This window comes from Neobacillus sp. D3-1R, from assembly GCF_052180215.1.
Lineage (GTDB): Bacteria > Bacillota > Bacilli > Bacillales > Cytobacillaceae > Pseudoneobacillus.
On record NZ_CP197471.1, the window covers coordinates 3,417,475 to 3,441,981 of the forward strand.

The window sequence follows — 24,507 nt, forward strand, 5'->3', positions numbered from 1 at the left end:
GTAACCTGCTTTCTAACTACTATGTATATATAATTTATTATGATTGAAGCGAAAAGGTAATCAAATTTTCATATTTTGGCGTTTGTAAAAGATTGGTTTTATACAAAACGACATTAGTTGCCTGAAAAGAAAGCGGATTTTCCAGAAACAAATTTGATTTTTCTAGTAAGCTTGAATGAAATGATTCCTCGCTTGACCATTTTCTTGCTAGAGTAATATGTGGATGAAATGGCCTTTTTTCCAGCTCAAAACCGGCTTGTTCACAAGCATAAAAAACTTTATCACGGAGGGTATCCAGTTCTGTACTTTTATTTAATCCAGCCCAAAAAATCCTAGGGGATGTTTTCATTCCGAATGTTCCAAGATGAGATATCTCTAGTAAAAAGTCCTTCTCTTCCCTAATCTGATTAGAAACCAACTTTTCTACTTCTTTAAGTTGATTTTGAGTGGCAAACCCCAAAAAAGCAAGCGTAATATGATAATCTGCTTGGTGGACCCATCTTTGGAAAGAAAGATATTCTTGAAAGTGACTTTTAGAATGGTTTAAATCATTTTTGATATTCTCAGGTAACTGCACGGCTAAAAAGTAATGTGTTTTATCAGACATCCTTATCACCTAACCTTCATTCTTCTATCATGTGCCTTATTTTGTTTAATTCCTATTGATATTATGAAAAAATTAGTGATGTTCTTTCGAAAACAGTTGAAAAAAATAACACCCTGTTAGAGTGTTATTTTACATTTTTTATGCTTTGGCTAATTCATAGATAGCCTGAGCATAAATGGCTGTTGCTCTCAATAAATCTTCTATATACATGTACTCATCTTTTTGATGAGCAATATCTTCTCTTCCTGGGAACAGTGGTCCGAAAGCGACACCTGATTTTAAAGAACGTGCATAGGTGCCACCACCGATCGATATCAGTTCTGCTTTCTCTCCTGTTTGTTCCTCATAAACTTTTTTAAGTGTTTGGATTAACTTATCATTTTCATCAACATGATGTGGCTTCGAGTCAGAGTAGTTCCCGATTGTGAAACCATATTCGGCTAAAATCTTTTCAAGATTTTCTTTCGTTTTATCCATATCATTCGTTACCGGATAGCGCAGACTTACTCCTAGACGTCCGCCTTTATTTTTATCAAAAGACAATGTTCCGATATTAATGGTTAAGTCTCCTGTGATATCATCTCGATAATTTACGCCCAGTTTATTTCCTCTAGATTCGTTAAAAAGATACTCTGAAATAAAATGAAAAAACATTTTCGAAGATTCATCTATTTCTTGTTTTGCTAAAAAATGAGCAAGATAAAGTCCAGCATTTTTCCCATTGTTCGGTTCCATCCCATGTGCGGATATCCCCTCTACTTCAAGAAAAAACACACCATTTTCTATATAATATTTTCCTGTTAGCTGATGTTCCTTTAAATAAGAATCAAAGTCTTGTATTAGCTTTGTATGCTCAGTCTTGATGAGAAGGGATGCTTTTGCAAAGTCTGGTACCATATTTGATCTTCTACCAGAAGTTAATTCTAAAACTTCAATCTCCTCATTGGATTCCTTAGCTGAAGTTAAGTTGTAAACCATATCGAAACCGGCAATTCCTTTTTCTGCATAAATAATAGGGAAATCTGCATCTGGGGCAAATCCAATCGTCGGCATCTCTTCATATTTAAAATAGTGTTCCACACAACGCCAATTACTTTCCTCATCCGTTCCAATAATCATTCTAACGCGTTTAGATAATGGAAGGTTTAGCTCCTTTACGATTTTCATCGCAAAGTAGGCTGCCATTGTAGGACCTTTATCATCCAGTGCACCACGGGCGTAAATCTTTCCATCTCGAATCTCTGCTCCGAATGGGTCACTGGTCCATCCATCACCTTCAGGAACAACATCCACATGACATAAGATACCTAGTAATTCCTCACCTTGGCCAAATTCTAAATGCCCAGCTAAGTTACCTACGTTTTTATTCGTAAAACCATCTTTTTCCCCAAGGTTAAGCATGAACATTAAGGCATCCTTTACACCCTGTCCCAGTGGTGCTTCTTCTGTTGCATTCTCTTCATCTAAAAGGCTCTTAATATGTAAAAGTTGTTGTGTTTCTTTAATTAATTCGTCTTTACGCTTTTCTACTTCATTCATCCAATTTATCATATCTTTATGATCCTCCAGTAAAATTTCTCATAAGGGTATTTTCCCACTTCTATCAAAAAAAAACTACTCCCAAGGATAGGAGTAGTTAAAATTTGTTATTTATTTTGTAATAGTTTCATGATTTCGGTGTTGTCATAGTCCTTGGCATAATCATGAGCCGTATATCCTTCTGTATCTTTAATCGTTGGATTTGCACCATGCTCTAGTAAGACTTCTACCATCTGAACATTTTCATTAAATACGGCATTCATTAAGGGAGTCGTTCCATAGGTATCGACTGTATTTGGGTCGGCTCCTTTTTCGAGTAATAGGGCAAAGGCTTCATAATGACCGTTGAAAATGGCCCAGTCAAGAGCAGTAGAGCCCTCATCATCCTGTTCATTAATATTGGCACCATCCGCTATTAAAATTTCTATTTGTTCCGTATCGTTTTCACTGGCAGCTTTCATTAAAGGAGAAGCTGGAGCAAATTCATCTTCCAGATTAGACAATAGGTCTAATTTATCTAATGCTTTAAACCCAAGCCAGCCGCCAACTACTAATAATATAGACAGTAAAAATACAATACTCAATCCAGGTAAGATTTTCTTAGTCGGTTCCTTTAAATTTGTTACCGGTTCTTCAGTGAAAAATTGCGACAATGCATAGAGTCTTTTTGGTAAATGAGGATGAGTGGATAATCTCTCATTTAACCATGCAAAAAAGCCAAACTCAGATTCAATTTGTTCCATATATACCTCATGGTCTACCTTGTGATACATTTCCTTCCCAATCGCTAATATCGTTAAGGCATTTTTGGATGCTTCTAATGATTGCACATAGTATGCGGCATAACGATCACAAGTATATTCACAAGCGCGTAAATAAGCATTTCCAATAAAAGGAACCCACATGGCTGGCAATAAAAGAAAGCTAATTAACACATGTTTCCTCTTTAAATGGGCAAATTCATGTGCCAAAACAAATAATACCTCTTTTTCTGCATTTCTCTCTATTAATTCAAAAATTTCCGAATATAATACAACCATATTTTTTCTAAAGAACCTTGTAGCAAAGGCATTCAAAATTCCTTCTGATTCAACTACATAAATATCTGGCACACTTGTTAGGCCCATATCTTGTGAAACCTGTGTTGCTTTTGCATAGAGCTCAGGGAACTGTCTTTCCCCTAATTTCACTCCGTTACGGCGAATTCCAGCTACCATCAATCCATGCAGGAAAAAGGAAACAAGAATCAATGCCCCAATAATAAAAATTCCTATTATCGAAAAAACAAAAAAGATATATGTTAAGATTCCAAATAACAATACTAAAGCAAAATAAATATTTTCTCTTGGATGAACAAGCTGTTCACGTAGTGAAGTATGGTCCAATCTCATCAACCTTCCTTAAAAATTTCATACTTATTGATTATATAGGAATACCTTCGAAATCGAATACAGGAAATATTTCCTTTTTTGTGATTATTTTTCAAAAAATTCACACAAATAATCATATCCTGCCTGTCCAATCCCATATGTATAAATACAAAACTTTAAAAGGGGGATGAAATTTTTTTGGCTTTAGTGGAAATGTTCTGATAATATAGGGTAAAATAGAATTGTAGACAGAACTTCTTAGATTCACTAATTTCTATAGGAAAAAGGAGATGTCTGGAAAAAAGAAAACTACATATTTGTTGAGAAACATCTTCTTAAAGGATGTGTCGGTCGCAGGAATTTGCCTTTGGTTTTAATAAAGGATAGGGAGTGGTTTTTTGAAGCCTTCAACTAACCGGATGTTAAACCGCATCAAATCCATCTACATGTTTATTAACAGGAAAGGGCTTGTTACTACACAAGAACTAGTAGAGGAATTTGCTATCACTCCTCGCACCATTCAACGAGATTTAAATGTCTTGGCATACAATAACCTAGTAGAAAGCCCAAGCCGTGGCATGTGGACAACAACAGATAAAAAAGTGAAAATTTCATCATAAGAATAAATGAAAAAAATCGCCTATAAGGCGATTTTTTTTATGGTTGAAAATTCATGAGTTCTTCTAATTCCTCATCAGCTAATTCACGGTATTCCCCAAGCTCTAACGTTTCATCCAGCTTTAAAGGTCCCATTGAGATTCGTTTTAAGTAAACAACTCTTTTTCCAACTGCTTGAAACATCCTTTTGACCTGATGGAACTTGCCTTCTGTAATGGTTAATTCGATATCGGACATTAACCCTGACTTTAATATCACTAATTCTCCTGGTTTCGTTTCATATCCGTCATCTAACGTAACCCCTTTTCGAAAGGCAAGGATATCTTCCTCTGTCACTTCTCCTTCAATAACAGCAAAATAGGTTTTGGGGACATGTTTTTTTGGTGAAAGTAAACGATGAGCTAATTGACCATCGTTGGTTATTAACAAAAGTCCTTCCGTATCTTTATCTAAACGGCCAACAGGAAATGGTTCATAGACTTGATCCTCTAGTTCAAGTAAGTCAATGACAGTTTCATCTCGATTATCCTCCGTGGCAGAAATGACACCTGCTGGTTTATTCATCAACAAGTAGATAAATTCCTTATACACTACTTCTTCTCCATGAATGGTTACGATATCCTTATTCGGGTCAATATGCTCTTTTGCATCCTTTGTCTTCACTCCATTTATTTGAACAGCACCATCTTTTAATAATTTTTTTACTTCTTTTCTACTTCCAAAACCAAGGTTAGCAAGCATTTTATCAATTCTCATTTTTGACCTCCACTAGTATATATAGGCAAACGTCTAAACAATAAAATGAATTTATTCATAGACTAATATCGTGTTTAGATAAAAAAAAAGAGGAGCGAATGCTATGTATTATCATCCATATGATCAAGGGTTATTTTACCCAACTCCAGAATATCAAACTCAGGACTATCGTCAATTCCCAGGTGGCGGCTTTCCTGGCGGTGGTTTTCCTGGCGGTGGAGGCGGTCAAGTTGATAGAAGATTAGACAGACTTGAAAGACAGGTCCAACAACTAGACCGTCGTGTAGACCAACTAAATCGCCGACTTAGAAGAGTGGAAAGACAGCTTGGATATCAACAATGGAATGAGCAGTGGTAAACCAATTTTAGAAACTTTAAAGATTAAAAAGGAGGGTGACTCGAATTTTGAGTCACCCATTTTAAATTCGTAATCTTAATTTTTCCTTTATACGAACGGCTCTGTCACCGAATAAAAAGTAGACAAGCTTTGATCGGAAGCTAAGATAAAAGTAAACAGCAGCTCCTACAAATGCGCATATACCAATCAAAATGAGAGATTGGAATTTTGATTCCGTTGATAAAAATAAAGTTAAAACCCAATACGTAATAGAGGCAGCAGCAAGCATGGCACCAGAGAAAATGACAATTAAAAGACTTCTTCTCCACACAAATTGCAAAGGATAACCTGCATATTTTTTAATCACAAAAAAGTTGATAATAATTGCCGCACTATAGCCAAGTGCTGTTGCTAGGATGGCCCCTTTTGTTTCCAGCAATTTAATTAACGGTATATTTAAGGATAATTTAATGAGCAATCCGACAAGTAAACTTAAAATGGTAAATCGTTGTTCATTTATTCCTTGTAATATGGCAGCCGTTACAGAGAATAAGGCAAACAAAATGGCAACGGGTGCGTATGCTCTCAGTACATCCGTACCAAATGGCATGTATTCATAAAAAACAGTATAAAAAGGGGCTGCTAGTAACGATAATCCAAGGACAGCAGGTAATGTTAAATACAATAAAACTTGAAAGGTTTGATTTAATTGTCGATTCATACTTTTTAGGTCATTTGCAACAAATGCCGTTGTTATGGTAGGAACAAGTGTTAAAGAAAAGGCCGTAGCAAGAGAAACAGGAATAATCACGAGTTTATGTGATTCAAAATTTAAAATGGAAAAGGCCATACTGGCTTGTGCCTTTAAACCAATTGCCGTCATCGCACGGTCAAACGTAATTTGATCAATAAACTGAAATAATGGATTAGCAATACCTACAAAGACAAAAGGAGCAGCATATACAATGATTTCTTTGTACATACTTTTCAATGAAATTTCAATGGTTCCCTTATCTTGCTCTAGTAATTCATCAAGGTGCGGCTTACGTTTATACCAGTACCAAAAAAGAACGAGTAAACCTCCAATCGCACCTACAAATGCGGCAAAAGTTGCAACGCTTACGGCTGTTACAAGACTACCATCTAATAGTTTTAGAACCACAAATGCCCCACCTAATAGGAATACAATACGAGCAATTTGTTCAACAACCTGAGAAACAGCTGAAGGTCCCATCGACTGATGTCCCTGAAAGAATCCCCTAATTAAACTCATAAATGGCACAACAATTAATGCGAAGCTAACAGCACGAATAACGGTTATCACGTCATTAATACTTATGTCTACTTCTTCCCCAGAGATACTCATTTTTGCAATCAACGGTGCGGAAAGATACATGATTAAAAATGAAACAATACCGCTGATCATCATAATGATAAGACCGGATTTAAATAACTTTCGCCCAACGGCATATTCTTCTAGAGCATTGTATTTGGAAATGAATTTTGAAACAGCAAGAGGAATTCCAGCTGTAGCTATACTTATAAAAATGGTGTAAGGCACATAACTAAATTGATAAAGAGTTGTCCCATGGGCACCAACAATATGATAAAACGGAATAACATACAGTAAACCAAGTACTTTTGATATGAGGGTTCCTAAAGATAATATAAACGTCCCTCTTAATAGCTTTGATGACATATAATCCCACCTGAATTAAGGCTTTTTTTCACTATTAGTAGTTTACCTCTTCTTTTCAACGGATGCTACTTTTTTCGCATTCTTTTCTTGTTCATTAAAAATCGCTATAATAACAAGAATAGAATCGATAAAGTTGGTGAAGAAATGCAATACGATGTAATAGTGATTGGCGGAGGGCCATCAGGATTAATGGCTGCTATTGCAGCTGGCGAAAAAGGGGCAAAGGTCCTCTTAATTGATAAAGGGGATAAGCTCGGCAGGAAATTGGCTATTTCAGGAGGAGGTCGCTGTAATGTAACGAATCGTCTTCCGATTGATGACATAATTAAACATATTCCGGGTAATGGACGTTTTTTATACAGTGCTTTCTCCTTATTCAGTAATGAGGATATTATCGCTTTTTTTGAAAATCTCGGAATTAAACTGAAAGAAGAAGACCACGGGCGAATGTTTCCAGTAACCGATAAAGCACAATCTGTTGTCGATGCTTTATTGTCCCGTTTGGCTGAGTTGAATGTTAAAATCCTGACCAATTCACCTGTTGAAACAATCGAATATGAAAATGGTCGAGTAAAGGATGTTTTATTAAAACATGGTGAACGTTTTTCCACTCATTCTGTTGTCTTAGCCGTAGGCGGAAAATCTGTACCACATACCGGTTCAACAGGGGATGGTTACGCATGGGCTAAAAAGGCTGGTCATACCATAACGGATTTATTTCCGACCGAGGTACCTGTTACCTCCAATGAACCATTTATTAAAGAAAAAACGTTACAAGGACTATCCCTACAAAATGTTTCTTTAAGTGTATTAAATCCTAAAGGAAAACCTCTCATTACTCACAGAATGGATATGATTTTTACTCATTTCGGTGTTAGCGGTCCAGCTGTTCTTCGCTGCAGTCAATTTGTAGTAAAAGCCATGAAAAAGTGGGATTTAAAAGAAGTAACAATGAGCCTTGATGTTTTTCCTGATTTGTCAGAGGAAAATATTTTTCAAGACATAATGAAGTCTCTAAAAGAAGATCCGAAAAAAGCGATTAAGAATAGTTTAAAAGGCTTTTTACCAGAAAGGTATTTATCCTTTTTGTTTGATGTGAATGGGATTGACCCCTCCATGCAAGGCGCAAATGTATCGAATGATAAAATTCGCTCTTTAGCTAAGAGTTGCAAAAGCTTCACTTTTCAAGTAAATGGAACTTTGCCTATTGAAAAAGCCTTTGTTACCGGCGGTGGTGTTTCTGTAAAAGAAATTGACCCAAAAACGATGGAATCAAAAGTAATGAATGGTTTATTCTTCTGTGGAGAAATCTTAGATATTCACGGCTATACTGGAGGTTATAATATTACCTCTGCGCTCGTGACAGGAAGATTGGCAGGAATGAATGCAGCAAATAAATAGAAAAGCGCAAGCGCCTTGGGAAGCCCCGACAAGCAAATGTTCTCTCGTGTAAGAAGTCTGAACTTTGACTTCTTACACGAGAGGTTATTTGACCTCGAGGGGCTAGGCGCTGGAGCTAGACAATTTTCGAAGTCCCAAAAAGTTATACCTTTAACCTATTATAAAGGAGAAATCTTTATGATTTCTCCTTTTTTATGCCCGATATATAACCATTGCTGAAAAACAATAGATTTGCTCATCTTCTTCTTCCTGGATGGCTGCTACATTATATTTAATATCTAATAGCTTATCCTCATCAATCTTTTTTAGAAAAGTGTTCATATCAGACTCTAAATCTTTTTCATGTTCATGATCAAATACCTTAACCTGAATCAAAGTCCCTCTCCCCTTGCTTTCAAACCTTTTTATCTAGCTTTACCAATTTTTATAGAATTTATACTAAATATTCAGAATTTTATTTAGTAGGATTCCTTCAGGGGTTAATGGGTAAAGACAAGTTATTACCAAAAAAAGCTTAAGTCTTTGGCGAGGGCACTGAAAAAGTCTCTCAAATATTTTAAAAGTACCCCTTCCTTCAAATTTTTTTGAAGAAAGGGGTACTTTTTTGTCGTATAATTGATGTACTAATATAAAGCGGGTGTGTTATAGATGATTCCAAACCAACAGTCTTTGAGTTTTAGTCCATACATGGCACTTTACGATATTATCGTGCCAAAAGATAATATGCTTCGAAAAGTGAATGAACTCATTGATTTTTCCTTTGTGTATGAGGAACTCAAGGACAATTATTGTCACGATAATGGAAGAAATGCCATTCACCCAATACGTATGTTTAAATATCTATTTTTAAAATCTATACACGACTTATCGGATGTTGATATTGTAGAACGTTCAAAGTACGATATGTCGTTTAAATATTTTCTAGACATGTCTCCTGAAGAAGAAGTCATTGACCCGAGTTCTTTGACAAAATTTCGAAAAATACGTTTAAAAGATGTTAATCTTTTAGATTTACTTATTAATAAAACGGTAGAAATAGCGATTGAAAAGGAAATTATCAAAAGTAATTCTGTTATTGTGGATGCCACTCACTCGAAAGCTCGTTATAATCAAAAGTCTCCTAAAGAAATATTGATGGATAAATCAAAGCTTCTTCGAAAAGCAATCTATCAAATTGATGAAAGTATTAAGAATCAGTTTCCACCAAAATCCTCCACAGATGTATTAGAAGATGAAATCGAGTATTGCCAAAAGCTAATGGATGTAGCCAAAAATAATGAGGTAATCCGTGAATACCCAAAAGTGAAAGAAAAAATGAACTTACTAAAAGAAACCCTTGAAGATATGAATGAACAGCTTCAGATGTCCAATGATCCAGATGCGCGAGTGGGTCATAAGACAGCTGATTCTTCCTTTTTTGGCTATAAAACACATCTGGCAATGAGTGAAGAAAGGATTATCACTGCCGCAGTGATTACAACAGGCGAAAAGAATGATGGAAAACAATTAGAAACATTAGTCGAGAAAAGTAAAAAAGCTGGGATGGAAGTAAAAACGATAATCGGTGATACTGCTTATTCTGAAAAGGGAAATATCGAGTACGCAAATACAAATGAAATAAATTTAGTAGCTAAATTAAACCCTTCTGTTACTCAAGGATATCGTAAAAAAGAAGAAGAGTTTGAATTTAATAAAGACGCTGGGATGTACGTTTGTAAAGCTGGACATCTGGCAATAAGGAAAGCTAGACAAGGAAAAAAAGATGTAGCTGTCAATCAAGTAGACACTTATTATTTTGATGTAGAAAAATGTAGAGTTTGTCCATTTAAAGACGGATGTTATAAGGAAGGTGCTAAAAGTAAGAGTTACTCTGTAAGCATTAAATCAAATGTGCATACAGAACAAATAAAATTTCAAGAAAGCGACTATTTTAAAGAGAAATCGATGGAGCGATATAAAATAGAAGCTAAGAATAGCGAATTGAAACATAGACACGGGTATGATGTTGCAGATTCCTCGGGTCTAATTGGCATGCATTTGCAAGGGGCAATGGCTATCTTCACAGTGAATGTGAAAAGAATATTGACGCTAATGAACCAAAAATAGGGAATAGAATAACTACTCAAAACACAAAAAGACAGTTCGGAATCCAAAAAAATGGATGTGAACTGTCTTTTTTACTTTAATGGTTCAAGCACACTTTTGAAAAACGAAAGTTTTTCAGTGCCCTCGTCTTTGGCTTAAGCTTTTTTGGTTGTCTTTTTCAAATAATAGTCAATTAATTGATCGAGACGTTTTAATTGAAAGGCGTATTCAAAAATAGAAGAACCAATGACAACAAGTCTTAATTTTTGTCCACGGTCATCGCGATAAATATCCATTATCTGTTCTAAAAATAATCCACATTCACTGATAATACTTTCTGTTAATTCGTCTTCTTTTTTGATTTTTTGGTCAAATTTCAGAAGAATTAGTTCATGATATTTTGTGAGCTTCTCTAATTGGCGATCAAATAATTGGTTTTCCTCTTCATCATTTGCACTTTGAAAATAATGTTCTTCCACTACATCTAATACTTCAGAACCTTGCTGTAGCGTTTTGAGCATCTGTTTAAAAACAACTAGCTCCCTAACATCCTGAGGGTTTAATTTTGACATTTTCCCCCGCTCTTCATCTAAAATATTAAAAATTTCTTCTAATCGTTTAATATCCTCTTTTAATTTTTCAGTATCCTGTTGAAACGACTTTTCTGTCATTTCATTTGAAATAGCTGTACGCATCAGGAGCGACATTCTCTGAAAAACAACATGAACCTTTTCTTTATAGTTATTTTTATATTTTGGAGGCAAAATGAATAGATTCACGAGGAAAGCAGAAATCATTCCAACAAGGATAATTCCAAAACGATTTACAGCAAACGTAATATCCTCATGTGGAGGAGCCATCATAATCGCTAAAACTGTCACTAATGTTAATGAAATGGAGCTCTCCATCTTCATTTTCATACAAATCATAATGACAACAATCATCACAATCCCAATAGTAAAAGGATCTCTTCCGATAAAATAAATCATAAAAAGAGCAATTGCTGCTCCTAGTGTATTCGTCTTTAATTGATCGAGTACCTGCTTCCATGAGCGGTAAATAGAAGGTTGAACCGTAAAAATCGCCGCAACACCTGCAAATACAGCAGGCTCAAGGTTAAAAATAGTACATATAAATAATGACAATGCAACGGAAATACCCGTCTTTAATATACGTGGACCTAATGTCAAAAAGGGCACCTCCTTGGAGAGAATTCTATACTAGTTTACTTTATTTTGAGATAGATTTCATTTTTTAAATTGGAGAGAGTGGATGAAAAACCCCGATTCGAGTGGAATCGGGGTGAGATTTTTTATGATTTGAACATAAACGAAATGCTCTTTTGAGAAAATTGGGTCGAAAATTATTAATTCTTTGGAAAAACATAAATTTTAGCTTATATTATCTAAAAAGTAATGATATATTAGCAACTTTTTTAGATATATGCTCGAGATTCCGAGACTTATGCTCGGATTTTCGAAACTTATGCTCGACTTTTCGAAACATATGCTCGAGTTTCCGAGACTTATGCTCGACTTTTCGAAACATATGCTCGACTTCTTAAATTTATGCTCGACTTTCCAAGACTTATGCTCGACTTTTCGAAACATATGCTCGACTCTCCGAAACTTATGCTCGACTTCTTAAATTTATGCTCGACTTTCCATAACGAGACTGATACTCCAGCAGACTACTTCGTTTCTCCAGACCAGTTCATCATGCCACCGACCATATTACGAACTTTATAACCTTGCTCTTGCAAATAGTGACAAACGTTTCCGCTGCGATTACCTGAGCGGCAAATCATGATATATTCTTTATCCTTGTCTAATTGGTGCAAGTTTTCAGGGATGGTGCCCATACGGATATGCTTGGCTCCAGGAATCATTCCAGTTGCTACCTCTTCGTCTTCACGTACATCGATTAGATCTAGCTTTTCGCCAGATTCAAGTTTTTTCTTTAATTCTTCAGTAGTAATGGTTTTTAATTCTTCCATGATTAAACACTCCTTTTCAGTTTTAAAAAGGCTGGCTACAAGCGCCAGCCTAATATTTGGCATTTCACACTACTTAGTTTGCCACAATATTTACAAGTTTACCAGGAACTGCAATTACTTTACGTACCGTTTTTCCTTCAATTTGATCTTTGATTTCTTCCATAGCAATTTGTTCAAGCGCTTCTTTTGTAGCGTCATTGGCAACCATCAATTTAGCTTTTACTTTGCCATTAACTTGAACAACAATTTCTACTTCATCGTCCACAAGTTTCGCTTCATCAAATGCAGGCCAAGCTTCGTAAGTAATGGTTCCTGAGTGGCCTAATTTCTCCCAAAGTTCCTCTGCAAGGTGAGGAGCAATTGGAGATAGAAGTTTAACAAAGCCTTCCATAAAGCTCTTAGGTAGAACGGTTGCTTTATAGGATTCATTGATAAACACCATTAATTGAGAAATAGCGGTATTAAAGCGAATTCCTTCAATATCATCCGTTACCTTTTTCACTGTTTGATGGTAAATTTTTTCAAGATTTGATGCATCTCCACCATCTTGAATTTTAGGATTCAATTGCCCATTTTCTTCTACAAATAAGCGCCAAATACGATCTAAGAATCGACGAGATCCATCTAAGCCTGTTGTAGACCAAGCAATGGATGCCTCTAAAGGACCCATGAACATTTCATATAGACGTAGGGTATCTGCTCCATGACTTTCCACAATATGATCCGGATTCACAACATTCCCTTTTGACTTACTCATTTTTTCGTTATTTTCCCCTAGAATCATTCCTTGGTTAAATAGTTTTTGGAATGGCTCTTTTGTTGAAACTACCCCTAAGTCATAAAGAACTTTATGCCAGAAACGAGCATATAGTAAGTGAAGTACGGCATGCTCAGCACCACCGATATAAATATCAACTGGAAGCCACTCTTTTACTTTTTCTGGATCTGCAAGGACTTGTTCATTTTTAGGATCAATATAACGGATATAGTACCAAGAGCTACCCGCCCATTGTGGCATCGTGTTTGTTTCACGGCGACCTTTTTTACCGGTTACAGGATCCACGACATTTAACCATTCCGTGATATTAGCAAGTGGTGATTCCCCAGTTCCAGATGGCTTGATTTCTTTTGTTACTGGTAGCATTAATGGAAGTTCTTCTTCTGGAACAGCTGACATGGTGCCATCTTCCCAATGAATGATTGGAATCGGTTCACCCCAATAACGCTGACGGCTGAATAACCAATCACGTAAACGATAGGTAATCTTTTTCGTTCCGATTCCCTTTTCCCCTAACCAAGAAATCATTTGTGAAATAGCTTCTTCTTTATTTAGACCATTTAAGAATTCTGAATTAATATGTTCTCCATCACCAGTGTATGCTTCTTTTTCAATATCCCCACCAGCAACTACCGCTTTAATTGGTAGCTCAAACTTTTTAGCAAATTCATAATCACGCTCATCATGGGCTGGAACTGCCATGATTGCCCCGGTTCCATAACTCATTAATACATAGTCTGCAATCCAGATTGGCATCTTTTCACCGTTAGTTGGGTTTACAGCATATGCACCAGTGAAAACACCTGTTTTATCTTTTGCTAAATCAGTTCTTTCAAGATCACTCTTACTCTTGATTTGATCTAAATAAGCTGTAACTGCGTCCTTTTGATCAGCAGAAGTAATTTTTTCTACAAAAGGGTGCTCAGGAGCTAATACCGCATATGTGGCACCGAATAAAGTATCTGGGCGAGTCGTGAATACCGTAAATCTTTCATCGTGACCATCAATTTCAAAGGTTACTTCCGCTCCTTCAGAACGGCCGATCCAGTTGCGTTGCATATCCTTTAAGCTTTCTGGCCAATCTAATTCATCAAGGTCATCAATTAGACGGTCCGCGTAAGCCGTGATTTTTAACATCCATTGCTTCATTGGACGACGTTCTACTGGATGTCCTCCACGTTCACTTTTTCCATCAATGACTTCTTCGTTTGCTAAAACGGTTCCAAGCGCTGGACACCAGTTTACCGCTACTTCATCAATATAAGCTAATCCCTTCTTATAAAGCTGAATAAAGATCCATTGTGTCCACTTATAATAATCTGGATCTGTTGTGTTAATTTCACGATCCCAATCATAAGAAAAACCTAATGATTTAATCTGGCGGCGGAAGGTATTAATATTTTTTTCAGTAAATTCTGCAGGGTCATTCCCAGTATCAATCGCGTATTGTTCGGCTGGAAGGCCAAATGCATCCCAACCCATTGGATGAAGAACATTATAACCTTGCATTCTCTTCATTCGAGAAAGAATGTCCGTTGCTGTATAGCCTTCAGGATGCCCTACATGTAATCCTGCCCCAGATGGATATGGAAACATATCTAATGCGTAAAACTTACGCTTTCCTTTTTCATCACTCGTTTTAAAGGTTTTATTTTCTTCCCAGTATTGTTGCCACTTCTTTTCAATTTGTTGATGATTGAAACTCATTTGTGATCCTCCTACTCTTATTGACTAACTTAATTTTTCCAAATAAAAAACCTCTCATCCCTATAAAAGGGACGAGAGGATATTATGTATCTCCCGCGGTACCACCCACATTAGTGCAAAATGCACTCGCTTCATTCAACCTTAACGCGGCATACGGCAAGTACTACTGTTCATTCACACTTGCAACTCAAAAGGCGAGTTCATGATGTGCTTGGTTGACTTTCACCGACCGTCAACTCTCTAATTCAAGCTATGCACCATTACTATTCCTTATCATAGTTGATATCATTATTTTACCATATTGTAGACGATTTTTATTTTTTATGCAAGAATGTTTCTTTTAAAAGTTTAGTATGCAGTATATGCAAATGCTTCTCCATTGATACTCTTAATGACAGATTTATTTAAGATTTCCAAACATAATGAACGTAATCTGGACATGGATATCTAGGTCTTGCAAGAACCCATTATGTTCTAACACCTTTTGAGATCCGATCTTGTTATATGTGGTTTTGGCATGAATTTCAGATACATTCAGGCTAGGAGCTTTTTCTAACATAAGTTTCAATGCTTTTGTGGCAATTCCCTTTTTTAAAAATGTTTCTCTTATTCGATATCCGATAAACCCAATATTCTTTTCCCGATTAATATCGACTAAATTGATTCTGCCCACAATAGTGTTTAATTCATTTTTGATTAAGTAAAAGAATGATGTTTCATCTTCTTGTTCCTGTAATAAATCTACTAAAATGCTTTTAAAATGCTCAAAAACATAGTAGTTGTCTCCCCTGCTAGGCACTTGGGTTTCAAAAAATGCCCGATTTACCGTTTCAAATTCAAATAAAGCTCCTGTATCTTTTTCCTGTAATCTTTCAATTTTAATAAACATCGATTAATCCTCACAGTGTTAAAAACTTCCAATCTTCTTTATTATGCAAAAAAATAGAGCTATTTTAAATAGCCCTATTCCTACTTTTTTTAATTTTAAGATGCAAAAAAATCAAAATCATTTGTACTGTCATATAAATCGGAAAAGACCACCGTAAGGAGTAACCCTTGTCATAGTGAAACAAACCTATATTTAAACCAACCCATTCTAATAAAACAGAAAAACCAGACCAAACAACCAAATAAGGGATAGTAGTAAAATCATGAATTTTCAATTTCGAATATAGATATACAAAAAAATAAGCATAAGGTCCGTTCATAATATAGGATAATAAGTCCATAAATTGAAACTTAGAATTATCGTTTACATCATAATAGTCCCAAGGAATAACACTAAGGGTGTGGTCAAAAAAGGTGACAAAGAAGACGCCAAATAAATAATAGACGAGCCCTTCTACAAAAGAAAAAAGTTTAGGCGTTATGAGTATTAATGTATTTAGTGCAATTAACGATATGATGATAAACCATTCATTTGTATCAAAAGATTTTTCATAAATAATGATCATGAGCCTAGCCCCTTTTCACCAGCATATATAACAGCCTTAGAAAGACCTAAGCCAATTAATAAAAATAAGGTATGAGTTGCCGCTGAGAAAAAATAATTCCATTCTATATATGTAATTAGATCAAAAAAAGTACATAGTACCTCGATTACCTGTACGAAGATGAAAGAGAGTATGAAAAGAAATAGTTTATTTTTTAACGTAATGACATAAAAAAATGCATTAATAAAGATTAATATGATAACAGGCATAATCACATCTCTATATAAAAGAATAGCTATAAATAAAAAATGATCCTCTGTTATTTTTAACCAATTTAAATTTAAAGACACAATCGTTAAATAATTGGTTGTTAAAAAATTGACTACTAAGAAGACAAGTGAATTTTGTATGAGTGTTAATGACTTTTTTTGAAAATAAAATATCATTGTAAACAAAAGTGTTAGAACAAAAAACAATGGTAATCCCATAATATCCATCCTTATTTTGCTACTATAAGCCGTAATATTCCAAATTAAGACCATGAATATACCAAAAAAGACAATAATAAAAACAGGCCCCAAATCTTTGGGCCTGTTTATCGTTGGTTTATTAAGCTTTGTGAACGTTTGTTGCTTGTGGACCACGTTGTCCATTTTCAATGTCAAAAGTCACTTCTTGTCCTTCGTCAAGTGACTTGAACCCTTCACCTTGAATGGCTGAGAAGTGAACAAACACATCTTCTCCTCCTTCACGCTCAATGAATCCAAATCCTTTTTCGCTGTTAAACCATTTTACTTTACCACGTTCCATTTTTTGTTGCCTCCTAGATTGTAAAAATACACAAAATTGCAATGAACCTTGCTTGATTATTATTACCTCGAAAAACTCTTTTTAAACAAACTTTTTCATTTCATTTAAAAATTTATTGATAAAAAAGAGCATCTCTAAAAAGAGACACTCCAATAAATTCTTTATTGAACCGTGTAACCTCCATCGATAACAACCGCTTGCCCAGTTATTCCTGCAGCTCCATCACTAGCTAAAAAAACAGCATAATTAGCTATTTCCTCAACAGATAATAACCGTTTCTGGGGTACTAGTGGGTAAATAACCTCTTCCAATACTTTTTCCAAGGGTACATTCCTTGTTTGGGCAAGATCTGCTAGCTGGTTTCGTACAAGAGGTGTATCCACATATCCAGGGCAAATAGCATTAACGGTAATTCCAAAGGATGCAGCCTCTAAGGCAGCAACCTTTGTCAAACCAATGACACCATGTTTCGCACTATTGTAAGCAGCTTTACCAGCAAAGCCAACTAAACCATTAATCGATGCCATATTTAAAATCCTGCCCGAGTTTTGTTTTTTCATGATGGGAAGGACATGCTTAATGGCAATAAAAGGTGCAGTCAGCATTACTTTGATTAAAAACTCAAATTTTACAGTTGGAAAATCCTCTATAAAAGACACATATTGTAAACCAGCATTATTGATTAAAATATCTAATTTCCCAAAATGTGAAACCGTCTCTTCGATGGAATTTTTTATTTCTTCCTCAGATGTCACATCGCATTTAAGGCCTATTGCTTCAAAACCTTCATTTCTTAATTCTTGCGAGGCTTGTTTCACTTGTTGTTCGTTCATATCAGTTAAAACTACTTTTGCACCATTGGAAGCAAATTTTTTTCCTATCTCATAACCAATACCTTGGGCTCCGCCAGTTATAAATACAACCTTATCTTGAACCATCAAAATATTCCTCCTATATTCCTAAAATCTTCTGTCATCTTTAACTGTGTTAAGCTCTAATTTATTTTATCACACTTTTCTGACAATTTTATACATATAAAAAAAGCCTGTCATTAAACAGGCTTTTTAAAACTATTAAACAGCTTTAAGCTCTTTTTTTTCTTTTATATTACGGTCATAGATGGCTGTAGATAAAATGACTAAAACAAATAATCCAATCATGACAGTAAATAACATAGACATTCCATATATATCGACTAATAGTCCACCCAATACTGGACCAATCATTCTTCCGCCCGTTGCCGTACTATTAACAATTCCTTGGTAAAATCCTTCTCTTCCTTCAGGTGCCAATTGGCTTGCAATCGTTGGAACAGCAGGCCATATAAGCATTTCCCCTACTGTAAGAATTGCCATAGCTGCAATAAACCACATAAACTGCTCTGCACTTGCTGCAACCGCAAAGGAAACAACAAATATGATCGTCCCAATCATAATCTGTGACTTTACAGATTTTACACTTTTGATTAATTGGTTCATGATTGGTTGACCTAAAACAATAATTGCCCCATTGATCGTCCATAGTATACTGTATTGTTCAATGGTGATATTAATCTCTTGAGTGTATGCGGCAATTGTTGTTTGCCATTGGACATAGGCAACCCAACATAATAAGTAACCAAAGCAAAGAATTAGTAATGCATAAAGTCTCGAATGATTTTTAATACGCTGGCTATTTTTTAAAATAGAAGCTGTGGCACCAGTATTTGGAGAAATGTTTTTATATCCAAGAAGTGCTATGAAGAAAAATACAACGTAAAGAATTGTATTGCCCAGGAAAATCCAATCAAATGAATACGATGCTACAAATCCTCCAAGAGCTGCACCAACTGCAACTCCAAGATTTTGTGCTACATAGATGGCATTGAAGGCTTTACGCCCTCCCTCTTTCCAAACGACACCCGCCATCGCATACATTGAAGGGAATACCATCCCTGAACCGAATCCGATAATCGTTAGATAAATAACATATTCTGGCCAACCATGCCAGAAAGTTAGTCCAATTAATGCTAAAAGAGTAACCCCTATTCCTAATAATATCGATTTATATCCACCAATTTTGTCGAATAAACTTCCACCGAACAAATTTCCTACTACGCTTGCTGCTGAATTTAACATAAGAACAAACCCAGCTACCGTTAATGATTTACCTAAATGGTCATGAATATAGATTGCATTTAAAGGCCATAAAAAAGAAGAGCCTGTTACATTCACTGCCATCCCAATGATTAAGAGCCATAAGGCACGAGGCATGAAAAACGCTCCTTTACACTTCACTATTTCGAACACCAAAACAATTTTAGTGGTTTTTCTCACGAAGTGCAACGATTTTATACATATATTTAAAACTGGAAAGAAAACTCACTTAAGCGCATTAACGTGCCGGGGGTCAGACCCCCGGCACGTTAATGCGCTTAAGTTTTTAATTGGTTATTTAGCTTGATGACATTCTGGCACAGGAACCAATTGGATTTTTTCCGTTTTTAGCGGCTCTAAAATTGTGATATGAACAAGGGGAATATCGGTAAAACTAGTGAAGTTTTTGATTTCCGCTCCAAGCGCTTCGCTTTAAGTGGGGGGTCAGAAATCCTCCGCGGCGTTTATGCCTACGATTTTCCCTCACCCTTACTCACACCGAAGTTTCCGCGGCTTCTGCTTCAATCAACAATGTTCATTAACAAAGGCATTTTTTATATAACCTAAGTTAACTATAATTTTTTTCTGGTGCAAAAATATTTTACAAACTGCCAATTAGCAATTTTACTCCCAAATATCCATAAGGTTTTTAACCATCAATTTTAACGGACACACGTTCCGTTATATTAGGAAATTGCTTGTTTTTTTAATGTTATAGGACTGTGGTTCCGTTATTTGACCTAAATATGACTTTTCCAAATGAAATAAGGTGAATAACGGTATCTGTGTCCTATAACCAAGGAAAATACGACTTTTTTATGCAAATAACGGATTCTGTGTCCTATAAAATAGTAACTAAGAGAAAATCAACATTACCTCTAACATTGCCAAAATTAAAAAGGAGACCAATTGGCCTCCTTGAATAACCTAGTGTCTTGTTCTTCCTGTTTGTTCTTGTTCTTGATGCATTTTTGATTTTACAGGCTGACTACCCATGTTTTCATAAGCATACTTTGATTTTTTAACGACATCGTAATCTTGACCAAATTCAATATCTTGATTATTTATTCCATCTCGTGTTTTTTGTTCCGGATTGTTTTTCTTCGAGCGTTTTTTCAACTTTTGTTCCTCCCCATTAATGTCTAAGTAAGATCATATTATTTTGGGCTTGTTGGAGCTGAAGACGCATCCGATGTAGTTGTTCTCGTTGTTGAGAGTTTGCACTGTTTGCCATAACAGCTAAATCATTAAATACATCCTCTAAGCCTTGAAGTGCATTTGTATATAGATCATCGGTATAATGTTCTTGTTTGCTGGCATCAAGATATTGATCTTGAGCATAACGAATTGCATCTTCACATCTTTGTATTAAGTCTTCCATTGATTGACGGGTTGCCATGGATAACCCTCCCTAAGCATTAAAAATGAATTTCATTTTAGAAGCAATGCTTCTATCTTATTTTGTTCATCTCTGCAGTTCCTATCACTTATGCGTAAAGTTAATTGATTCCAAAATTGGAGTTAACATTGAAAGTGTGATTAATTCGATTGGATTACCAAACATATCATGATAAAATATGATATTACTTTTAAAAAGGAGGGCCTGATCTCATGATTCAGACAAACCCTTTTCCATATGCCTCAGACAATAAAAGGTATCACACTTGGAATTATCATTTACGTCATGAATTCGGACATAAAGTCTTTAAGGTTGCCTTAGACGGCGGCTTTGATTGCCCTAATCGTGATGGTACGGTCGCACACGGTGGGTGTACCTTCTGCAGTGTTGCCGGATCCGGAGATTTTGCTGGAAATCGCGTGGATGACTTGGAAACCCAGTTTCATGAAATTAAAGAAAAAATGCATCATAAATGGAAAGACGGTAAATATATGGCTTATTTCCAAGCCTTTACGAATACACATGCGCCAGTTAGTGTGTTAAGAGAAAAATTCGAAGCTGTTCTTAAACAAGAGGGAGTAGTGGGTATATCCATCGCAACAAGACCGGATTGCCTTCCTGATGATGTTGTAGAGTATTTAGCGGAATTAAATGAACGAACCTACCTATGGGTAGAATTAGGACTACAAACCGTTCACGAAAGAACAGCATTACTAATTAACCGTGCCCACGATTTTCAATGCTATATCGATGGTGTTAATAAACTAAGAAAGCATGGAATTCGTATTTGCTCGCATATTATCAACGGTCTGCCTCTTGAGAGCCCTGAAATGATGATGAAGACAGCAGAAGAAGTGGCCAAGCTAGATGTTCAAGGTATCAAAATCCATTTATTACACTTACTCAAAGGTACTCCTATGGTGAAGCAGTATGAAAAAGGGATGCTCGAATTTTTATCATTTGATGATTATGTGAATTTAGTATGTGATCAATTAGAGATTTTACCACCTGAAATGATCGTTCATCGTATTACAGGAGATGGTCCGATTGACTTAATGATTGGACCGATGTGGAGTGTTAATAAATGGGAAGTTTTAAATTCGATTGATGCAGAGCTAAAAAGAAGAAATAGCTGGCAAGGTAAATTTTATCAAAGTAGGGTGAAAACAAATCATGAAGCTTGAACGAGTACTGCAGTTCGCCAAAACACTTATCGAAAAAACGGTTGTACCTGGTGATATTGTAGTGGATGCTACATTGGGGAACGGTCACGATACATTGTTTTTAGCAAATCTTGTGGGCGATGAGGGGAAAGTTTATGGCTTTGATATTCAGGAACAGGCCGTATTAAACAGCCAAGCTCGGCTAGAGGAACATCATGTTGTTCATCGTGCTGTCCTATTCCAAGAAGGGCATGAAAAGCTCCAGCAATTCATTCCTCTGTTTGAGCATGGGAAAATCAAGGCAGCCATTTTTAATCTTGGCTATCTTCCTGGCAGTGATAAAGCGATTGTGACAAAGCCTGATACCACTATCCTAGCCATTGAACAGCTTTTGAACATGATGACACCCGAAGCGATCATTGTTCTCGTTATTTATCATGGTCACCCAGAAGGAGCGATTGAAAAAGATCAGCTTATGGAATATGTAAAACAATTAGATCAAAAGGAAGCTCGTGTTTTACTATACCAATTTTTAAATCAGCAAAACGATCCCCCTTTTATTGTGGCGATAGAAAAAAATTAGAAGATAGGAAAGAGCCCAACCATCGATTGGTTAGGCTTTTTCTTTTTGTACCATTTGTGTATTGGCTTGAACGGATCCTTTTTGAAAGCGACGATAGGCTTGCCCATTCCAGTAGAAAAAGGCACTTATCGGTCCACCCTGCTTGACCAATTCCTTTGCTAACTTTTTTACATGTGGTTGTTGCTTGACCTTTTCATCTGATAAATAAATGCCAATTAAGCCACGGTTTATTAATTGATGAAATTTTTGATGCGGTACATTTTCCGTATTTCTATCAGCTTCTTTTAAAAAGTGAGTTAAACGTGTAAATAAAACTTCCTCATTTTCATAATAAAAGCAGAAATTTAAGTCTCCGCCGGTTCGATCCTCTTCTTGGTCAATAAAATAATCCAGTAAGATATGAAGACCTTGTATATAAGGAAAATAGCCATTATACAACTTTTTGGCTTCTTCCTGCTTAAATTCTTTTTTCATGGCATAAGATACTAAACAAAAGATGCCAAGAGTAGATCCAGAGCAGGCTGAAAATTCATACCATGTCATAGCTGGCAGACTTGCAGCGTATGTATCAAACCAGGTTTGAAGTCTAGGCACCCGTTCATGAACCACCACATGTTTATGGATTTGCAAATCACAATAATATCGGCATAAGGTGACTAAATCCTGTTGAATGATCTGATAGTGGTTCGTCTTTTCTAACACCTCTTGGCAAGTTGCCACTAACTCCTGTAAATATCCTCCATCATCTTGTTCCATGCGATTTCGATAATAATTTTTACTCTCTTTATTAAGCGATACAGCGTCATTCATCGATTCATGAAGGGCAGCAAAATCTTCCGGATCTAGGGAAGTACTGCGATCACATAAATTGTCTAAATAGTCACTAATCGTTTGATACGCAACAATGAATCGTATAGCTTTTTTATAATCCTTCTGAGCTAAGATTGCTAGTATGCCTCCACCTTCACAATGAAAGGTTTTATGCTCAATACTTGCAAGAGCTTGTTTCCTTAGTTCCTCATTCGGGATTTGATCCGCTCTTTTTTTCCAATAGTTTAATTCCTGATGAACTGCTGGCAATATTTTAAAGTAAACCTGCCCCATCAATCCAACAGAGGAAGTGGGAATTTTCATTCAACAAACCTCTTTCTAAATGGCTCACCAATCAGCAATCTAAATAAGATAGCCAATTGTTCTCAAATGACCTTCTATAAAATCTTTTGTATATTGAAAAACAATGTCTCTGTCTGGTTCATTAAAAATCTCATGATAAAATTCTGGCCATTCCTTAAATCTTTTTTCTGATAAAGGAGCTTGATTAAACCACTCTCTGACGGAATTTTTATTCACGATTTTATCATCGCCGGCCTGCATCACTAACATAGGGACGTCTTGAATGACCGAGTTTTTATCAAACGCAAGCTTCATAGCAGTCACCAGCTCTCTATACCAGCGTACAGACATTTTGGTGACGTATAAAGTATCATTTGAATCGATTTCGCGTACCTCTAAGTTGCGTGTAGCCATATCAACCGTTAATCCTGATTCCATTCGCAAGCTTGGATAAATAAGATTAATTCCATGGGATATTACATCTAAAAACTTGGAAGGAGTGTGGATTAATCCAAGACATGGTGAAGATAAAACGACACCTGCCAGATTTAACCTTTCTTCCTGTAATAAACGGATGGAAACTAAACCTCCCATGCTATGCCCAACCAAAAATACAGGTAATTCAAATTGATAGGCAGATTGAATCCAGTCCTTTACTTCAAATATGTACTCATCAAATGAATCAATATGACCTCGTCTAGTGCGACTGGTTAAACCTTGACCTGGAAGATCTCCCATAATAACATGATAACCAGATGAGCGCCACATTTCAATTAACCAGCCATACCGGCCATGATGTTCAGATGCACCATGAACAATGACGATAACCGCTTTGGCTTCCCCTTCCGTTTCCCATTTCCACATAACTCTTCCCCCTTTATATATTAATATTTAGAAAAGCGGTTTTAAAGAATCGAAACAAAATCTTTCCTTTTCCCTACCCTTTTCGATAAAATCGAGTTATTACATGATGTTAAG

At 36.0% G+C, this 24,507-nt stretch carries 25 protein-coding genes and 1 other annotated feature; of the genes, 6 read left to right on the forward strand and 19 right to left on the reverse strand.

Features of this window, described 5'->3' with window-relative positions; genetic code table 11:
- Window positions 1-37: 37 nt before the first annotated feature.
- The 3 genes from thpR to ACSBPO_RS17535 all read right to left on the reverse strand — a co-directional run bounded on the left by thpR (window position 38) and on the right by ACSBPO_RS17535 (window position 3,537).
- Window positions 38-607, reverse strand: a complete 570-nt coding sequence (gene thpR / locus ACSBPO_RS17525) for an RNA 2',3'-cyclic phosphodiesterase (protein WP_442595570.1) — start codon at window positions 605-607, stop codon at window positions 38-40.
- 138 nt (window positions 608-745) lie between these two features.
- Complete coding sequence (gene pepV, locus ACSBPO_RS17530; protein WP_442595572.1) at window positions 746-2,158, reverse strand: dipeptidase PepV; 1,413 nt, start codon at window positions 2,156-2,158, stop codon at window positions 746-748.
- Between the two features lie 95 nt (window positions 2,159-2,253).
- Window positions 2,254-3,537, reverse strand: a complete 1,284-nt coding sequence (locus tag ACSBPO_RS17535) for a M48 family metallopeptidase (protein ID WP_442595574.1) — start codon at window positions 3,535-3,537, stop codon at window positions 2,254-2,256.
- A gap of 377 nt (window positions 3,538-3,914) precedes the next feature.
- On the opposite strand from ACSBPO_RS17535, the gene ACSBPO_RS17540 reads away from it, so the two are divergent.
- Entirely contained in the window at window positions 3,915-4,136 is a 222-nt protein-coding gene (locus ACSBPO_RS17540) for a DeoR family transcriptional regulator (protein WP_442595575.1), read from the forward strand.
- Window positions 4,137-4,173: 37 nt separating this feature from the next.
- Here the strand turns inward: ACSBPO_RS17540 and ACSBPO_RS17545 are convergent, their stop codons facing one another.
- Window positions 4,174-4,890, reverse strand: a complete 717-nt coding sequence (locus ACSBPO_RS17545; protein ID WP_442595577.1) for a pseudouridine synthase — start codon at window positions 4,888-4,890, stop codon at window positions 4,174-4,176.
- 103 nt (window positions 4,891-4,993) lie between these two features.
- Here ACSBPO_RS17545 and ACSBPO_RS17550 point away from each other — a divergent pair, with 103 nt between their 5' ends.
- Window positions 4,994-5,248: a hypothetical protein gene (locus ACSBPO_RS17550; protein ID WP_442595579.1), complete on the forward strand. Its 255-nt coding sequence runs from the start codon at window positions 4,994-4,996 to the stop codon at window positions 5,246-5,248.
- A gap of 61 nt (window positions 5,249-5,309) precedes the next feature.
- Here the strand turns inward: ACSBPO_RS17550 and ACSBPO_RS17555 are convergent, their stop codons facing one another.
- A complete protein-coding gene (locus tag ACSBPO_RS17555; RefSeq protein WP_442595581.1) occupies window positions 5,310-6,926 on the reverse strand; it encodes a putative polysaccharide biosynthesis protein in 1,617 nt (538 codons plus the stop codon).
- Between the two features lie 144 nt (window positions 6,927-7,070).
- Here ACSBPO_RS17555 and ACSBPO_RS17560 point away from each other — a divergent pair, with 144 nt between their 5' ends.
- A complete protein-coding gene (locus tag ACSBPO_RS17560; RefSeq protein WP_442595583.1) occupies window positions 7,071-8,327 on the forward strand; it encodes an NAD(P)/FAD-dependent oxidoreductase in 1,257 nt (418 codons plus the stop codon).
- 192 nt (window positions 8,328-8,519) lie between these two features.
- On the opposite strand, the gene ACSBPO_RS17565 is transcribed toward ACSBPO_RS17560, so the two are convergent.
- Window positions 8,520-8,702, reverse strand: a complete 183-nt coding sequence (locus ACSBPO_RS17565; RefSeq protein ID WP_442595585.1) for a sporulation protein Cse60 — start codon at window positions 8,700-8,702, stop codon at window positions 8,520-8,522.
- 273 nt (window positions 8,703-8,975) lie between these two features.
- On the opposite strand from ACSBPO_RS17565, the gene ACSBPO_RS17570 reads away from it, so the two are divergent.
- Window positions 8,976-10,433, forward strand: coding sequence for an IS1182 family transposase (locus ACSBPO_RS17570; RefSeq protein WP_442595587.1), 1,458 nt, complete (start codon window positions 8,976-8,978; stop codon window positions 10,431-10,433).
- A gap of 134 nt (window positions 10,434-10,567) precedes the next feature.
- Here the strand turns inward: ACSBPO_RS17570 and ACSBPO_RS17575 are convergent, their stop codons facing one another.
- The 11 genes from ACSBPO_RS17575 to ACSBPO_RS17625 form a co-directional block, all read right to left on the reverse strand.
- Window positions 10,568-11,602, reverse strand: a complete 1,035-nt coding sequence (locus ACSBPO_RS17575; RefSeq protein WP_442595589.1) for an FUSC family protein — start codon at window positions 11,600-11,602, stop codon at window positions 10,568-10,570.
- A gap of 500 nt (window positions 11,603-12,102) precedes the next feature.
- Window positions 12,103-12,408, reverse strand: a complete 306-nt coding sequence (locus tag ACSBPO_RS17580; protein WP_442595590.1) for a rhodanese-like domain-containing protein — start codon at window positions 12,406-12,408, stop codon at window positions 12,103-12,105.
- Window positions 12,409-12,481: 73 nt separating this feature from the next.
- Complete coding sequence (gene leuS, locus ACSBPO_RS17585; protein WP_442595592.1) at window positions 12,482-14,893, reverse strand: leucine--tRNA ligase; 2,412 nt, start codon at window positions 14,891-14,893, stop codon at window positions 12,482-12,484.
- Between the two features lie 64 nt (window positions 14,894-14,957).
- Window positions 14,958-15,179: a binding site (T-box leader), on the reverse strand.
- Window positions 15,180-15,293: 114 nt separating this feature from the next.
- Complete coding sequence (locus tag ACSBPO_RS17590; RefSeq protein ID WP_442595594.1) at window positions 15,294-15,782, reverse strand: GNAT family N-acetyltransferase; 489 nt, start codon at window positions 15,780-15,782, stop codon at window positions 15,294-15,296.
- Between the two features lie 64 nt (window positions 15,783-15,846).
- Entirely contained in the window at window positions 15,847-16,347 is a 501-nt protein-coding gene (locus tag ACSBPO_RS17595) for a hypothetical protein (RefSeq protein ID WP_442595596.1), read from the reverse strand.
- On the reverse strand, window positions 16,344-16,814 hold the full coding sequence (locus ACSBPO_RS17600; protein ID WP_442595598.1) for a hypothetical protein: 471 nt from the start codon (window positions 16,812-16,814) through the stop codon (window positions 16,344-16,346). Before ACSBPO_RS17600 ends, ACSBPO_RS17595 begins: the two co-directional genes overlap by 4 nt.
- A 121-nt stretch (window positions 16,815-16,935) precedes the next feature.
- Window positions 16,936-17,136, reverse strand: coding sequence for a cold-shock protein (locus ACSBPO_RS17605; RefSeq protein WP_442595600.1), 201 nt, complete (start codon window positions 17,134-17,136; stop codon window positions 16,936-16,938).
- A gap of 161 nt (window positions 17,137-17,297) precedes the next feature.
- Window positions 17,298-18,074 (reverse strand): 3-hydroxybutyrate dehydrogenase, encoded by a 777-nt coding sequence (locus ACSBPO_RS17610; protein ID WP_442600400.1) that lies wholly within the window; start codon window positions 18,072-18,074, stop codon window positions 17,298-17,300.
- Window positions 18,075-18,209: 135 nt separating this feature from the next.
- Window positions 18,210-19,388, reverse strand: coding sequence for an MDR family MFS transporter (locus tag ACSBPO_RS17615; protein ID WP_442595602.1), 1,179 nt, complete (start codon window positions 19,386-19,388; stop codon window positions 18,210-18,212).
- Window positions 19,389-20,198: 810 nt separating this feature from the next.
- The gene (locus ACSBPO_RS17620; RefSeq protein WP_442595604.1) at window positions 20,199-20,390 is read right to left on the reverse strand and encodes a glycogen biosynthesis protein GlgD; all 192 of its coding nucleotides are present in this window, start codon (window positions 20,388-20,390) and stop codon (window positions 20,199-20,201) included.
- A 16-nt stretch (window positions 20,391-20,406) separates the two neighbouring features.
- On the reverse strand, window positions 20,407-20,670 hold the full coding sequence (locus ACSBPO_RS17625) for a YtzC family protein (RefSeq protein ID WP_442595606.1): 264 nt from the start codon (window positions 20,668-20,670) through the stop codon (window positions 20,407-20,409).
- A gap of 212 nt (window positions 20,671-20,882) precedes the next feature.
- On the opposite strand from ACSBPO_RS17625, the gene ACSBPO_RS17630 reads away from it, so the two are divergent.
- Both ACSBPO_RS17630 and ACSBPO_RS17635 read left to right on the forward strand, forming a co-directional pair.
- Window positions 20,883-21,854 carry a TIGR01212 family radical SAM protein gene (locus ACSBPO_RS17630; protein ID WP_442595608.1) on the forward strand — a complete coding sequence of 324 codons (972 nt, stop codon included), beginning with the start codon at window positions 20,883-20,885 and terminating at the stop codon, window positions 21,852-21,854.
- On the forward strand, window positions 21,844-22,416 hold the full coding sequence (locus ACSBPO_RS17635; protein WP_442595610.1) for a class I SAM-dependent methyltransferase: 573 nt from the start codon (window positions 21,844-21,846) through the stop codon (window positions 22,414-22,416). The genes ACSBPO_RS17630 and ACSBPO_RS17635 overlap by 11 nt, the downstream gene beginning before the upstream one ends.
- Window positions 22,417-22,446: 30 nt before the next feature.
- Here the strand turns inward: ACSBPO_RS17635 and ACSBPO_RS17640 are convergent, their stop codons facing one another.
- Both ACSBPO_RS17640 and ACSBPO_RS17645 read right to left on the reverse strand, forming a co-directional pair.
- Window positions 22,447-23,550 (reverse strand): tetraprenyl-beta-curcumene synthase family protein, encoded by a 1,104-nt coding sequence (locus tag ACSBPO_RS17640; RefSeq protein ID WP_442595611.1) that lies wholly within the window; start codon window positions 23,548-23,550, stop codon window positions 22,447-22,449.
- Window positions 23,551-23,589: 39 nt separating this feature from the next.
- Complete coding sequence (locus tag ACSBPO_RS17645; protein WP_442595612.1) at window positions 23,590-24,393, reverse strand: alpha/beta hydrolase; 804 nt, start codon at window positions 24,391-24,393, stop codon at window positions 23,590-23,592.
- Between the last annotated feature and the right edge of the window lie 114 nt (window positions 24,394-24,507).